The 15,529-nt window shown below is 42.4% G+C and carries 13 protein-coding genes; all 13 read right to left on the bottom strand.

Features of this window, described 5'->3' with window-relative positions:
• Nucleotides 1–196: 196 nt before the first annotated feature.
• Nucleotides 197–745 carry a transcription repressor NadR gene (locus CLOL250_RS05780; RefSeq protein WP_044945249.1) on the bottom strand — a complete coding sequence of 183 codons (549 nt, stop codon included), beginning with the start codon at nucleotides 743–745 and terminating at the stop codon, nucleotides 197–199.
• Between the two features lie 98 nt (nucleotides 746–843).
• Nucleotides 844–1,698: a carboxylating nicotinate-nucleotide diphosphorylase gene (gene nadC / locus CLOL250_RS05775; RefSeq protein ID WP_008401302.1), complete on the bottom strand. Its 855-nt coding sequence runs from the start codon at nucleotides 1,696–1,698 to the stop codon at nucleotides 844–846.
• A 113-nt stretch (nucleotides 1,699–1,811) separates the two neighbouring features.
• Nucleotides 1,812–3,110 carry an L-aspartate oxidase gene (locus CLOL250_RS05770; RefSeq protein ID WP_008401300.1) on the bottom strand — a complete coding sequence of 433 codons (1,299 nt, stop codon included), beginning with the start codon at nucleotides 3,108–3,110 and terminating at the stop codon, nucleotides 1,812–1,814.
• A gap of 366 nt (nucleotides 3,111–3,476) precedes the next feature.
• On the bottom strand, nucleotides 3,477–3,773 hold the full coding sequence (locus tag CLOL250_RS05765; RefSeq protein WP_008401299.1) for a hypothetical protein: 297 nt from the start codon (nucleotides 3,771–3,773) through the stop codon (nucleotides 3,477–3,479).
• Between the two features lie 96 nt (nucleotides 3,774–3,869).
• Nucleotides 3,870–6,215 (bottom strand): ATP-dependent helicase, encoded by a 2,346-nt coding sequence (locus tag CLOL250_RS05760; RefSeq protein WP_008401298.1) that lies wholly within the window; start codon nucleotides 6,213–6,215, stop codon nucleotides 3,870–3,872.
• Between the two features lie 15 nt (nucleotides 6,216–6,230).
• Nucleotides 6,231–7,217: an SPFH domain-containing protein gene (locus tag CLOL250_RS05755; RefSeq protein WP_008401297.1), complete on the bottom strand. Its 987-nt coding sequence runs from the start codon at nucleotides 7,215–7,217 to the stop codon at nucleotides 6,231–6,233.
• A gap of 10 nt (nucleotides 7,218–7,227) precedes the next feature.
• Nucleotides 7,228–7,908, bottom strand: coding sequence for a PspA/IM30 family protein (locus tag CLOL250_RS05750; protein WP_008401296.1), 681 nt, complete (start codon nucleotides 7,906–7,908; stop codon nucleotides 7,228–7,230).
• Nucleotides 7,909–8,054: 146 nt separating this feature from the next.
• A complete protein-coding gene (locus CLOL250_RS05745) occupies nucleotides 8,055–9,011 on the bottom strand; it encodes a hypothetical protein (protein ID WP_008401295.1) in 957 nt (318 codons plus the stop codon).
• Between the two features lie 40 nt (nucleotides 9,012–9,051).
• Nucleotides 9,052–9,732: a gamma-glutamyl-gamma-aminobutyrate hydrolase family protein gene (locus CLOL250_RS05740; protein WP_008401294.1), complete on the bottom strand. Its 681-nt coding sequence runs from the start codon at nucleotides 9,730–9,732 to the stop codon at nucleotides 9,052–9,054.
• A gap of 4 nt (nucleotides 9,733–9,736) precedes the next feature.
• A complete protein-coding gene (locus tag CLOL250_RS05735) occupies nucleotides 9,737–12,145 on the bottom strand; it encodes a PEP-utilizing enzyme (protein ID WP_008401293.1) in 2,409 nt (802 codons plus the stop codon).
• Nucleotides 12,146–12,321: 176 nt separating this feature from the next.
• A complete protein-coding gene (locus CLOL250_RS05730; RefSeq protein ID WP_008401292.1) occupies nucleotides 12,322–12,864 on the bottom strand; it encodes a nitroreductase family protein in 543 nt (180 codons plus the stop codon).
• 107 nt (nucleotides 12,865–12,971) lie between these two features.
• Nucleotides 12,972–14,057: an N-acetylmuramoyl-L-alanine amidase gene (locus CLOL250_RS05725; RefSeq protein ID WP_008401291.1), complete on the bottom strand. Its 1,086-nt coding sequence runs from the start codon at nucleotides 14,055–14,057 to the stop codon at nucleotides 12,972–12,974.
• 58 nt (nucleotides 14,058–14,115) lie between these two features.
• Nucleotides 14,116–15,495 carry a M18 family aminopeptidase gene (locus CLOL250_RS05720; RefSeq protein WP_008401290.1) on the bottom strand — a complete coding sequence of 460 codons (1,380 nt, stop codon included), beginning with the start codon at nucleotides 15,493–15,495 and terminating at the stop codon, nucleotides 14,116–14,118.
• Nucleotides 15,496–15,529 lie beyond the last annotated feature (34 nt).

Genomic DNA, 15,529 nt, shown 5'->3' with positions numbered 1-15,529 from the left:
CCATCCGTTTTTCTTACATTATTTTTATAAATTTGTTGCACAATATTGACTTATTCAATAATACACATATTTGGCGATACCATAGATCACATCCGATGCACCCAGCTTTACTCCTGTGTATCATTAATTTCTTCCCCTCGTCATCTTATAACATAGAATGGCAGGTAATCCGTTATAGACCACCTGCCATCCCGTGTTATTCACTTTTTTCCCAAAAATCAACCGGTTCGAAATCCAACAGTTTCGCAAGAAAACCACATTCCTCCAGATCCTTCTGAATATTATCCAGGATATCTTCTGAATCGGCCTGCACCGTATGATAATGGTAATTGTCGGTTATCTTAAGAAGCGGCGATGATTTTCCACTGCTCAAGGTCTTTACATATTCATAAATATCTTTTCTGGTTTTTATGTTCATCGGAGCTTTTACAACTCCATAAATCTTATGGTATACAAATACATCCAGAATCCTGCCACCATTATCTACGATGATCTGTAATTCTTTCTCTATCTCTTCCGCAGTATGACGCACCTTGAATATTCGTTCGCATTTTCCCGGCTTTAATAACACATATCCCCGGTTTGTTGAAACAATATTATTGTCAGCCGCACGAAGCAGGGCAATATCCTGTACGATCACCTGTCTGCTCACACTGAGTCGCTTCGCCATCTCCGCCCCCGCGATCGGCTCTTTACTCTTCGCAAGCATCGACAACAGTTTTTCCCGTCTTTCAACTCCTGTCATGTTCTTCCTCCCAATCTTATCATCCATTAACCCATTCTATTTCTCATGTAAACCTTCCCTGCACCCAAAGGCACCAGAAATTTTGTTACAATATTCAGTTAGATTCTATGAAGATTTTTCAGAGAAATATCCATGATCGGAGCGGAATGTGTCAGTGCTCCACTTGATATATAATCAACACCAAGGTTCTTCAAGCGCTCGATATTTTCTGCTGTTACATTACCTGATACCTCGATCTCTGCCTTGCCATCTATGATGCCGATCGCTTCTTTTAACATTTCATCTGACATATTATCCAGCATGATAATATCCGCTCCGGCTTCAACAGCCTCCTTTACCATATCCAGATTCTCAACCTCGACTTCGATCTTTCTGACAAACGGTGCATATTCCTTTGCCATACGGATTGCCTCTTTCACTCCGCCTGCTGCGCCTATATGGTTATCCTTCAGAAGGACTCCGTCCGAAAGATTATATCTGTGATTATGCCCACCGCCGACACGAACTGCATATTTTTCAAAAATACGATTATTCGGGGTTGTCTTTCTGGTATCAAGCAACTGGATCTTGCTTCCTGCAAGAAGTCCTGCAACCTTATATGTGTACGTAGCAATACCGCTCATCCTCTGCAGATAATTCAGTGCTGTCCGTTCTCCCGATAACAATACACGGATATCCCCGGTTACAACTCCCATCAACTGTCCTGCCTTTACCTCATCGCCATCCTTGCAGTAGAGTTCTGTCAAGGTTGTATCATCTAATAATTCAAAGACTCTCTTAAACACCTGTAAACCACAGATGATTCCATCCTGCTTGCAGATTAACTCTACCTTTCCCATACATGCCTCCGGCATAACGGAATTTGTTGATACATCCTCACTTGTAATATCTTCTTTTAATGCTCCAAGAATAAAAGGGTCTACATTTAATTTTAAAGTAATCTGATCGTACATAATATCCTCCTGAATGATTCTTCTGTATTTCCTATCCGGTACTTACCGGCCGTATTTTTTCTGCAAATGATCCGGCATTTGTCGGTCATGCTTTTTCTGTAAACGTTTCGTTTCTATGCACTGTGCTTCTGAGCTTCTTCGTTTTCCCTTGCGATCTCAGCCTTAAGCAGCGCCTTATATTCTGCTGCCAGCTTCTTCTTATCTGTATAATCGTCTTCCCTGTAAGAGATTTCTTCTATCTTTGTCCGGTCGAACTGCTCAGTCATTTCCTTTGCTGCCCGCTTGGCAAATACCAGACTCTCAAGAAGCGAATTGCTTGCCAGACGATTCTTGCCATGAACTCCGTTACATGCAGTCTCTCCGATCGCATATAACTGATCCATCGATGTCTTACTGGACAAATCCACCTTGATACCACCCATGAAATAATGCTGTGCCGGCACAACCGGTATGCATTCTGTATACACATCATATCCCATTTCTTTACAATGCTCAACGATATTCGGGAAATGTTCTTCTAATTCTTTTCTATCAATCACAGTCATATCTTCCCAGACATAATCTGTCCCGTCCTTCTCCATTTGTTTGCGAATCTCGATCGTCAGCAGATCTCTCGGAAGAAGTTCATTTACAAACCGCTCATGATTCTTGTTATAGAGAAGCGCGCCCTCGCCACGAACTGACTCCGAGATCAGAAAACTCCTGTCCTCCGGCTCTTTGCTGTATAATGTTGTCGGATGGATCTGGACATAGTTCACATGCTCTGTCTCAATCCCATGCTTTAATGCGATTGCAACGGCATCTCCGGTTAGATGTCTGAAATTAGTCGAATGTCTGTAAATACCACCGATTCCTCCACAGGCAAGCATGGTATAGTTTGCCATGATCGGGAAGATCTTATCCTCCGCATCTCTTGCCACCACACCGTAACAGCAATTATCCTTACACAGGATATCCACCATGGTTACATGCTCGTAGATTGTCACATTCGGAAGCTTCTCTACATTGTGGAGCAGGGTACTCGTGATCTCTTTTCCTGTTACATCCTCATGGAAAATGATACGATGATGGCTATGTGCTCCTTCCTTTGTATAGCTAAGACTGCCATCCGGCTCCCGATGAAAGTCTGCCCCATACTTTACAAGGTCATTTACGATATCAACTGACGAACGTATCATCACCTCTACACTCTTTGGATCATTCTCATAATGCCCTGCCTTCATGGTATCTTCAAAATAACTGTCATAATCATCTTCTGATTTCAGCATACACATCCCCCCCTGTGCAAGGAAGGAATCACTGTGTTCTACGATATCCTTTGTTATGATCGTTATCTGTTTATCACCGGGGAGATTCAATGCTGCATATAAACCTGCGCATCCACTTCCCACAATTAAAATATCTGTCTTCATATTGTTTCTCCAACTATATTTATTTGTTTTTTCTTCTTGTATAAAAAAGCGTTGCCTTAGTATAACACGTTCTGTCGTACATGACAATATAGTATTTTACACCGCTTTACATGTGTCTTGTCAGCAGATAAAATGAAAGACAGCATTACTTATTATTCCGTAAGACGTTCGCACTCTATTTTATCATTTTTGATTTAAACATTGATATCCTAATCTATGCTGTGACTACATTTTTTCACTACACAAAATTTCTCGCTGTAAACATTTAATGCCTAACAAAAAAGAACCGTCTGAATCAGATTTTAAATACTAATTCAAATGGTTCTTTTTAATTCGTTAATTTTTGTTGATTCTGTCTGAGTGATCTTACTCAGCGTCTGCTACAGGCTCTGCTGCCGGTGCTTCTGCTGTCTCAGCAGGCTGCTCTGCCGGAGTCTCTTCCTCGTCGTCATCGTCATCATCGAAGAAGTCATCATCAAAATCATCGTCAAAATCATCATCAAAATCATCAAGAAAATCAGGTGTCAGGTATGAATATACTGCATATGCGATACCTGCGATTGCTGCTACAGCACCGATGATCGCAAGGATTACAAATACAACACCTTTTGCCTTTTCTTCTGTTGGTTCACTTTTTACTAAGATTACATCATTATTTTTCATTGTAAACTACCACCCTTTCATTTAGTTTCTGTATGCCGTCATTATAGCATACTCTTTTTTCTATTTCTATATTATCTTGGAATTATTATAATTTCTTTATTCTTCCAGGCGCTTTAATTTTGCAAAGGAAGCAAACATTTTTCTTGTACCGCCACGATCAAAGTCTACTGTCACTTCATAATCTCTGCCGCCCTTTACAAGCTGCGTTACAGTACCGTTTCCAAATTTCATATGACGCACCCGGTCACCTTCTCCATAGTCAAGAACCAGCTCCCGGTTCACGGTAAATTCTTTGCCAAATGATGGTTTGGTCGATGGTGTTATACTGATTGGCTCTTTCTTTGCCTTACTGTAACTGCTGTATGGATTCGATGAAGAATATCCGGAACCCGTCTGCGACGATCCTCCATGATATGAACCTTTTCCATATCCAGACTGCCCGCTGCTACCATACCTATTTCCGGTATATCCGGTGTCTGCAAACTGTCGTTCTTCCATCCGTTTTACATGCCTTGTAATATCACCGGAATCCTGGAACAGCAGCGGCGGAATCTCTTTAATAAATCTGGAGATGTCATTGCAGTTTCTACTTCCATGCAGCATACGGTTTCTTGCACAGGACAGATATAGCTTCTTCATTGCTCTTGTAATTCCTACATAGCAAAGTCTGCGTTCTTCTTCCAGCGCATCTTCATCATCCGAATTGATCGCCATCGCACTTGGGAAGATTCGCTCTTCCATACCACATAAGAATACATATGGAAACTCCAGTCCCTTTGAACCATGGATCGTCATTAATTTGACCATATTATCATCATCAGACATTTTATCGGTCTCCGAAACCAGCGCGATATCCTCCAGAAAATCTGCCAGTGTTGCTTCCTCATAATCGGTTTCAAACTGAACCACACGGTTTCTTAACTCATCGATATTCTCAAGTCTCGCCATCGATTCATCCGTGTGCTCCGCGATCAGTTCATCTTCATATCCGGTGTCCTCCAGAATACGGTCAAATAATGTACTGAGTGGTTCCTGCTCCTCTATTATCTCCCGGAATCCGTCGATTAATTCCACAAAGCCGGAAATTTTTGCAACCGAACGCTGTAATCCCGGAATCTGCTCTATGATCTGCATGGCTTCCATCAGTGTCATATCATTTGCAGCAGCAAATGCTGCCACTTTATCAACGGTAGCATCACCGATTCCACGCTTTGGTACATTGATGATTCGTCTAAGATAGGTATCGTCTGTAGAGTTATTTACAACCTTCAGATATGCCATTACATCTTTAATTTCTTTTCGTTCATAGAAATTCTGACCACCGTAGACCCGATGCGGAATTCCTCGCATAACCAGTTTCTCACCAAGGATACGAGACTGTGCATTCGTACGATATAGCAAAGCAATGTCTTTATACTGTGCACCGTTCGCTGTCAGACGGATGATCTCATTTACGACGCGATCAGCCTCCATGTATTCATCCTCACTCTGATTAAATACAAGCTTCTCGCCATCTCCCTGATCTGTCCAGAGGGCTTTATCCTTTCTTCCTTCGTTATGCTTGATCACCGCATTTGCAGCCGCCAGAATATTCCCACAGGAACGATAATTCTGTTCCAGCTTCACAACCTTTGCATCCGGATATTCCTTTTCAAAATTCAGGATGTTCGTAATATTCGCACCACGGAATTTGTAGATTGACTGGTCATCATCGCCAACGACGCAAAGGTTTCTATATTTGGATGCAAGCTGCTTTACCATCAGAAACTGTATGTGGTTCGTATCCTGATACTCGTCCACCATGATATAACGGAATCTGTCCTGGTATAATTCCAGTACATCCGGGTTATGTTCAAACAACTCAACCACCTTATAGATCAAATCATCAAAGTCAAATGCATTGAATTTACGGAGTCGCTTCATATACTCGGAATATACGGTTGCCGTCTGTGTCTTCACAAAATCTGTCGCATTCATCTTCGCATACTGATCCGGTGAAATATACCGTTCCTTTGCATTTGATATCTCTGCCATGAACATCTTCTCCGGATACTTCTTTGGATCGATCTTCAGTTCCTTCAGAATGTTCTTAACCGCAGATTTCTGGTCATCCGAATCATAGATATTAAAATTTGTTGCATAACCGAGCCTGTCTGAAAATCGTCGCAGAATCCGTACACATAACGAATGAAAGGTGCTGACCCATACTCGTTCAGCACCCTCTCCAACAATGTTATTTACTCTGTCTCTCATTTCGGCTGCGGCTTTATTTGTAAATGTTATCGCAAGGATATTATATGGATTCACTCCGATCTCATCCATCAGATACGCTACCCGGTGGGTGATCACTCTGGTCTTTCCTGATCCGGCACCTGCCAGTATCAGAAGCGGTCCATCGACATGTCTGCATGCCAGATCCTGCATGTCATTTAATCCAGCCATCGCTTTTGTACTCCTTTATATCAGCTTTGTTCCACAGTTACCACAGAACTTTGCTCCATTTGTAGGGGTTCCGCAGTTCGGGCAGAACTTAGGAGCCGTACCGTTTCCGGTTGGAGCTGCCTGCTGATTCATCTGTCCGTTCATGTTGTTCTGCAGATTACCGGTCATCTGATTTGCCATCATCATACCCATCTGCATTCCCATCATACCACTGGCAACATCTGCCATATTGGTTCCGCCTTTTCCATTGGAATTTGCAAGTGCATCTACCATCTTCACCTGCTGGAACCGGCCCATATCACCAAGCATCGTATACTCAGCAGCCTGATCTGCACGTTTTGATATATTCTCAGGATATGTAAATTCGCTGATTCTGAAATCTGTCATGGTCAGACCGATCTTGATCAGTTCCATATCCAGATCTTCTAAAATACCCTTTGCAATATCGGTGGCATTTGCCATCAGATTGAATACATCACCGCCGGTCTTTGTAATCCATTTGATCAACAGTCCATCTAAGATTCCCTTAATACGATCCCTGACATCATCCACTGTAAAGATTGCCTTTACTCCGGCGATTCTCTCGATCAATACATTGTAATCATCGATCTTGAATGAGAATTTACCATTTGACCGTACAGGAAGTCCGCCCGGAAGTCCCGGTGCCTGTAAACGGATCGGGGAACTGGTTCCCCAGTTACAGGTAAACTCTTTCGTATTGATGAACAGAACCTCTGCCCGAAGTCCTGAGTTGAAACCAAACTTAAATCCCTTTAATGTAGAAAGGAATGGAATGATATCCGAATCAATCGTATAACTTCCTGATTCTGTGAAGATACCTTCTACCGCACCGTTATACAGGAAGATCGCATCCTGTCCCGGTTTAATGATAAGTCTGGAATCTTTCTTTATCTCTCGATTTGTCCATTTCCAGAAGAGCAGGTCATCTCTGTATTCTTCCCACTCAACTACATTGGCAAACTGATTTGAAAATAATCCCATCTGTTTCCTCCTATGAAAGTCCCATCTTTGCCTTTAATGCTGCAAGTTCATCTGAAACTGCCGATGATGGTTCTGCATCGTATTTACTCATCAGATCATCTGTCTCATCCTTGCCGCTGGCATTTAATTCTGCCATTGCATTTGCCTTGTCAAGCATTGCATCAGCCTTTGCTTCCATTCTGTCAAATGCTGAGATCGTTCCGGCTGTATCCGTTACGCTTCCCATCATCTTATTCATCTTCTCCTGAGTCTTTGCAACCTGAACCTTAGCCTTGATCGCATCTTTTCTTGCATTCAGATCCATGATATCCTTTGTCAGCTTATCATGCATCTCTTTCATCTTAGCTGCATTTCCTGCTGCCATATCATAAGACTGCTGTAAAGAAGTTCTCTTGGTCGATAACTGATTCTTCTTCTCTAAGAACTTCATGGCATCTGCTTCGTTTCCTGCAAGAAGTGCCTTCTCTGCATAGCTCTGCATCTTGGCAATATCTGCATCACAGTCATCCAATGCACGTTTGCATCTGGTCTCATCTGCCATAACGGTTGCTGTCTCTGATTTTACGTTTCTAAGATCTTCCTGTAAGTCTCTGAGATACTGGTCGATCATCTTCTCCGGATCCTCTGCCTTATCAAGCATAGCGTTGATGTTTGCTGACATAATGTCTTTGAATCTTTTTAAAATCCCCATAAATAATTACCTCCTATATATATCTACACTTTATGGTTTCTTGTTTTTCGTGCTCACAAACCCATAATATCATAACAGGCGTACGCTTCGCAACGCCTGAATCATGAATTAAATGTAAAGTATCACGCTTCTGTTCTTAAGCGGTTTTAAAGTTCATTGTCAAGGTTCTTATGGATGTTTCCACCGATCCTGAACTCCGGAATCTTCTTAGGAGCCCCTTCTGCTGCCTTTCCCGCAACCCCTGCATCCGTAATTGATTCCTCTAACGGCACAGGTGTCCGATCCTCAAATAATGACTTTTTCTTTTCTTCCTTTAATTCATCTGCAATCTCAAATGCTGAATCCACAACCTCATCGTGTAGAATATCATCATGAAGCTTCACCGGCTGTCTGGATGGTTTTACCTTGATCGGATCTTCCTTCTTATCTTCAAAGTCAAATTCCCACTGAACCATCTCATTTTCTTCTGCCTGCTTCTTCTGTTCTTCTTCCTCAAACCGGTTCTTCTCGTAATACAATTCATTTGCAAGAAGCTGGCTGATCTCTAAGATATCGGCATAACGTTCCTGCTTCTTCATATCCAGCAGTCCATCCATCAGCTCACGCTTATTCTGCTCGATGACATCAGATTTCTGTCTGAGAGAATCCAATACACGATCGGTTTCCTCACTGATCATATTATATGCCTGTCGTACCGATTCATTGATCTCCATAAGCATCTCATTCGTATAAATGATTGATGCCGCATAGATCTCATTTGCTGTCCGAAGTGCCATCTTATCTTTCTTATTCAGATCCTTTACCTGTCTCTGGACATAGAGTGGATTCGGCTTGCTCATACGAATCCGGCTTGCGGATTCTTCTGCCTCTACGATGATGTCCTCGGCTTCTTTATTCGCATCCTTTATGATCTTGCCACGCTTATCCGTAATCTCATGATACGCTTTTAATTCTATATCTATCGTCTTTTTCAGATCTTCTATCATTTCCAGCATTTCTTCTTTATTTACAAGAACCTTCCCTGCTGCAAATGGAACATTCTGTCCGTCCTCGATCAATACCTGCATCTTATCAAGCAGTTGTTTTGCTTTTCCTTTTTCCATGTCTATTACTTCCTCCAACTATGGCTTTATAGGATTTTATTTATAGATCCGGTTTCTTATCATCTCTTGGAATACCTAAGAAATCCTGGATCAGATGTCTGCTGAAAAGCCTTCCTTCTTCACTTTCAAAATACCGCTCCGGGTGCCACTGAAACGCAAGAATACTCATGGTTGGTGACACAAATGCCTCAACCGATCCATTTTCTTCATCTACAACCAACGGATAAAACATTGTTGAAAGGTTTTCCAGATATACACAATCACTGTGAAAATTATTTATCTTTATATATCGATCCGAATTACAGATTTTTGCCATATGGTCAACACCTCGCGGTCTTGGCACTACAAACGGTGCAGAATAAGATATCTTTCCTCCAAATAATGCATTCAGATGCTGCATGCCTCTGCATACTCCAATGATCGGTATCTCATTCTCCACACAGTACATAATGAGCCGTTCCTCCATCGCATCCCGATGTGGTTGCAGCTCTGCCTTATGCGGTTCTACATAATATTTCGGGTGAAGCGTACCGCCACCCGTTACGATCAGTACGTCAATCGGATCTTCAAATAAGGCTTCAAAATCTCTGGTGAAATTTGACACCGGATGAAGTCTTATTCCCATGCTTTCATAAAATTCCGTATAGGCAGCTTCCAGAACATCCGTGGATTTTCCATACATATTCTGACCTTCGCGTTGTGTTATCAGTGCGTGAAGCATACGCCTATTCCTCCTTCAGTATCTTTCCATTTTTACAATCAAGTGTCAGTTTGTCAAGTCCTGTTACATAATTATAAATAACGTCGCCACATCCAATAGCCGCCGGAATATTGAATTCCGCACATCGGATTGCCATATGCGATGCGACACCACCATACTTCGTAATAAAGCCCCGGATTCCTTTTGCAAATATCCAGTCATATCCGGGATCTGCTTTCGGGATCACTACAATCTTATCTACAACATCAACCGCTCCGGCATCCTCGCGCTTTGATTCCTCATCCTCCAATACGACAACTGCTCCGGCAACAATCTCCGAAGTGATGAAATTCGGTCTAGCCTCTACCATCTCGATATATTCTAACTGCTGCTTATTGCAGATCACATCCGGCAGAATCATATCGGAAGCATCTGTATATGCCTTTCGGTTCTCTGCGATCACCTGTTCCCATATCCTTCGGATCTCCGTTTCTGGTTTATGATACACTGCAATTATATCATCTACTGTGAGATATGCCATATCTTCTTTTGAAAAATTCAACATTTCTCCAATATTGATCAGAATATCGATCGCCAGACTTAAGGATTTCGTAAATTCAAATTTAAAATATTCCCGTTCTTCCATGGAATCCTTTAAGAATTCCACAAATTTCTTTGCATCAACACCAAAGCCGATATCGGAAAGTGCCTGTTCTACTTTCTCCGGATCTAATGGCGTATGCTTTAACCGCTCAATTCTCTGTCTCTGCTTCTTTGCTGTCTCGCTTGCCTTGGAGCTGTCAAAATCCCGTTCCTCATATGTCTCACAAGTGATATCGTAAGTGCCGGAACGAAGATGCCCGTATTTCTCATCAAATGCAGCTCTGGTAATCCGTTCTTCTGCAAAATCCTGAAAATCCGAATCGTACTCCGATGCTACTGTGTAGATTGACATCATAAAGTCATCAATCTCACGGCTCGTAAAATATCCCTTTGCACTAAGCGACCTGCAAAGAGCCTTTGAGATAAATGCAAGTCTTGCCTGTCTTGCAAATTTCGGTGTTCCGTACTGTTTGATACTCTCGATCAATTCTATAAAATAACGGATGGAAGTATTCACATCCTTTGCTGCCATCAGCCAGTTATTCCTGATATTTTCCCGATGCACCTTCAGTCCGTTTAAGGAACGGATATCCTGCATCCGGTTCTGCCTGAAATTACAGATTGCACGATCCGTCAGACGGAACAGGCTATTTGACAAATCCTGAATCTCGCCTTTCGTGAATTCATATTCTAATAATTCCTGCAACCGATCCTCCGTTGAAAAATCATAATTGGAAAATACGATTTCAAATTCTATTTTATCATGTGCCGTTATATCCGATAATATCTTCCGGTCATAAAATGCCAAAAGTTTTTTCACCATGTCCTCATCTAAATCCGCAGGCATCAGACACAGAAATGACTTCCGCAATGATATATATGGTTTATTTCCGACCTTGTACATCAGATCTCCGTCTACCACACGATATCCGATCGTGGTAAGTCCCTGATTCCAGGCAGCCTTCGTTATGATCTCTCTGTAAAGGGAGAAATCAAGCGGATGCGGATTCACTCCTATGATCTCAGCCGGATTCCAGAATGCCATATCGGATAAAATTGCCTGTTTCTCATACAACAGATCACTGAGTTTTTGATACTGCTGTTTTGTCTTGTTTATCAATTCTCCAAATATACGATCATTCTTTGCTCTGCCTTCTTTGTAGTCAGACGGCTTCTCCAGTTTCTTAATACAGGCCGCAAGCGGACGCACCTGAAAGATCGTAACTGTCAGATCTGCTCCAACTGCAAATTCCACATCGAGTGGATACTCCGGAAAGATGTCTTCTAATTCCCTCATAGCTGTGATCAGAACACCCCAGCGCTCCGGGAGAGATGAACTCTCTGCTGTCCTTGCAATATAGATCGTCTTTCCTCCGCTTCCACTGGTTACCGCATCGGTCGAATCTTCATCATATGAGATTGCATAATACAATCTTCCTGATTTGATCTCTCTGGAGAAGATAACTCCGCTGCTGATGATAGATTTCGTCTGCGTCTGGATCAACACCTGTTCATTCCTGATATCTGGCAGATCTTTTTTATAAGAATCAAATACTGTCTCAACCGCATGACATACAGCATCGCGATCATCAGCGTCGACATCCAATATACTGTCATAATGACCCGCATTTGATGTCTCGGAGGAATCTTCATTGGAACAGGAGCTTCGAACAACGATTGTCTGTCCTTTAAATTGCGACTGAATATCTGCAAGGATCTGTTTCCGGTTCTCACCATACATTTCCCCGGTTACGATCATAAGGTCTTCTATTCTCGATTTTGTTATTCTGTTTTTCAAATAATCTAATGTATCTGCTTTTGTCAAAACCATGAAAAATCACCTTCTACAACAAAACTGCACCTTAGCAGACCATATCATCTATACTAAAGTGCAGTATATTTTTCTCTTTCGAGACATTATTCATTTTGTGGGCTGTTCTGTCAGACCTTCAATTCTTCAAAATCCATCCTCTGTCAATATTCATTACACAATGGATAAAACTGTTCTTATTGGATCGTTAATAGATCGTCAACTGATTTTCTTGGCGGCATCTCCGGTGCAAATACCGGATATCCCATTGCGATAACAGTGGCAACTGTCTGTCCTTCCGGCACACCTACGATCTCTCCAACTTTCTTATCATCAAATACTCCAAGGATAACCGTTCCGATTCCCTTCTCATGTGCTGCAAGACAGAATGTCTGGGCTGCGATACCGGCATCGAACATCTCCCACCCGGCACCCTTGCTTGTACTGAAGCTTCCATCTCTCTCATATCCACAGATACCGTTCTTCTGTGTTACAACCATCAACTGATGTGCTCTGGAAACTGTCTTCTCATTTAATGCGAATCCCATTACACCCTCTTCTGCGATCTTCTTGATCTTCTCCGGATCAGAAACACTGATGTAACGAATTGTCTGTGTATTCTTCCAGGATGGTGAATAGGATGCGAGTTCTACTAACTCACGGATCACTTCATCCGGAATGATATCCTCTTTGAATTTTCTTACCGATCTTCTTGTCTTAATACATTCTAATGCTTCCATGTCTTGTCCTCCTGTATTTTTATAAATATCTTTTGTATCTTCTTACATATATCGCAAGTATAACTCACTCAATGTCTTCGAAAAATCATCTCATTATCTGTTACAGATCACTCACCTGCAAAATATGCATCTATACCATCTGCAATTCCTTTTGCAAGCAGATTCTGATAATCTGATGTTACAAGCTTCTGGTCTTCTTCTGAATTTGTCATATAACCGATCTCAACGATCGTAACCGGAACCTTACACCAGTTAATTCCACTCATGGAATCTGTCTCCCAGACACCTTCGCTGTTTGCCCCTGTTGCTGCTGCCATTCCGCTTAATACATCGGCAGACAACCGTTTACAGGAATCATAGATATCTGCATTATACGGATTATCCTTAGTCTGGCATACTGTCATAACACCGCTCGCATTTGTATCTGTAGAACCATTTGCATGGATTCTTATAAATGCATCTGCCTTATCACTGTTTGCAAGTTCTGCTCTTGCAGCGTTACTGATATCGACATCATTGGATGTACGGATCATCTTCACAGTATAGCCTCTTGCCTCTAATGCACTCTGAAGCTTTAACGCTACCTCAAGATTCAGTTCATATTCCTCTGTACCGGTTGTAACTCCTGTATTACCGGCTGAGACTTTTGCTTTCTCATCTTCCGCACCGGGACCTACCGGCTCTGTATCCGTATTCGGCGTTGCCTGATGACCTGCATCAATACAGATCAGCTTGCCTTCGCCAACATTGCTTGTCTCCTGTGTTGATTCTTCTGTGCTGCTGTCATCACCACTGGATGCTGCTCCTTCTGCCTTTACAAATTCCGAATAAACATAATAGGTCTCACCCTTGATCGATACCTTGCTCCACTCATCGTTATAACCGATCCGGTCAAGCTCTACACCATCTGCAAGCTGCATCGCAGGATCTCCGTCTGTCGATGGTGCTGTTCTGACATTTACATAATCAGTCGTCGTCACCTTGTCATTTACGATCGTGAATCCTTCTTCATCCACCTGTGCTTCCGTCGTCGCTTCTGTTGTATCCTCTGTGGATGCTACATCTTCAGAAGCTTCTGTTGAACTCTCGGTGGTCGTCTTTTTCCCTGCATCCTTTTTCCCACAGGCTACAAGTACAAATGCTGAAAGAATGATCATCATACATATAAGTATTGTTCTGTAAACCTTCTTCATAAGTAACCTCCGTCTATATTTCTATATACCTAACGTCTATTATCGCATAAATATGGCTCTATTTCAACCAAAAAGCGATAAGCAGCCGTTTCATCGACTCATAATCTGACAAATGTGCCATTTCACATGCTGAATGCATAGCGAGTACCGGCATTCCCATATCGACTGCCTTTACCGGAAGATAGGATGAAACGATCGGACCCAGCGTGGTTCCACCCGGCATTCCTGTCTTATTGACCGTACGCTGAAACGGAATCCCTTCATCCTCACAGAGCACCTGAATCACTGCAGCAGCCTCGCTGTCTGTCACATATCGCTGAGACGCGCTGCTCTTTAAGACAACCCCATTTCCAAGCAGTACCCGGTTGACCGGATCGGATTTCTCCTGATAATTCGGATGTGTTCCATGTGCCACATCAAGAGAGATCAAAAATATCTCCGGAAGCAGCTCCTGTATGGTACGGCTCTCTCCGCTGTCTTTTAAGATACGTTCCGTTATCATCCGAAGCAGTCCGGAATCTGCTCCCTGTTTGGACAAACTTCCGATCTCCTCGTTATCGAAGAATACTCCGATGTCGAGATTCATATCAGATCCATTTGCTTCCGATATTTTTTCATCTGCCAATGCAGCTTCTGTTCCCTTACCTTTTTCTTCTTTCCACTTGTTTCCGGTTCGCACCAAAGATTCCAAAATCGCACTAACGGAAGATACATTATCAATTCTCGGTGATGTAAATACGCCACTGTCTCCGATCATTTGGCAGGAATCGCAATTATATAAATACAGATCATAGTCTAATATGTCCGCCTTATCGATCTGAAGCTTTTCTGCAACCTCATCTAAAAAGCTATGCGGCTCATCCTTCTTCCAAAGCCCAAATACCGGGATCAATTCTTTCTGCGGGTCTAATTTTGTCTCTGCGTCTCCACGTTTCAGATGCGGCGCAAGACTCGGTATGATCGCAACCGGCTTCTCGGAATCATATAATCGTACCTCTGGATGAAATGCATCGCTGCCTTTTACCACTACCTTGCCGGCAAGTCCCAGCGGGCGGTCAAACCATGTCTTCATTAACAGTCCGCCATACGTCTCTATATTTAACATATGATAACCGCCTTTTTCCATATCGGCTGACGGCTTTAACTTCAGCATTGGAAAATCCGTATGACTGGTTGCTATCCGGATATGCTGCAGCTGCTTCGGCAGATGAAATGCGATCATAACAGAACTGTATGGTCTGACATAATAATCTGCTCCTGCCTGAAGCTGCCATTTGTCCTTTAACTTAAGCTCGGAAAATCCGTATTCTTTCAAATATTCCTCTACGTGCTTTACAACATGGAATTGGGTAATTCCTTTTTCTAACATATATTTTAACAAGCCTGTCTGTTCCGGCTTTTCTGATATGAGATCAACTTCTGTTTTTCTTTCTTCCATATGCTCTATTCTCCTGTCTTTTTACTTTGTTTTC

It is taken from the genome of Clostridium sp. L2-50, from assembly GCF_000154245.1.
GTDB lineage: Bacteria > Bacillota > Clostridia > Lachnospirales > Lachnospiraceae > Coprococcus.
Note: the sequence above shows the minus strand (reverse complement) of the source record. Positions and strands in the feature narration are given on the sequence as shown.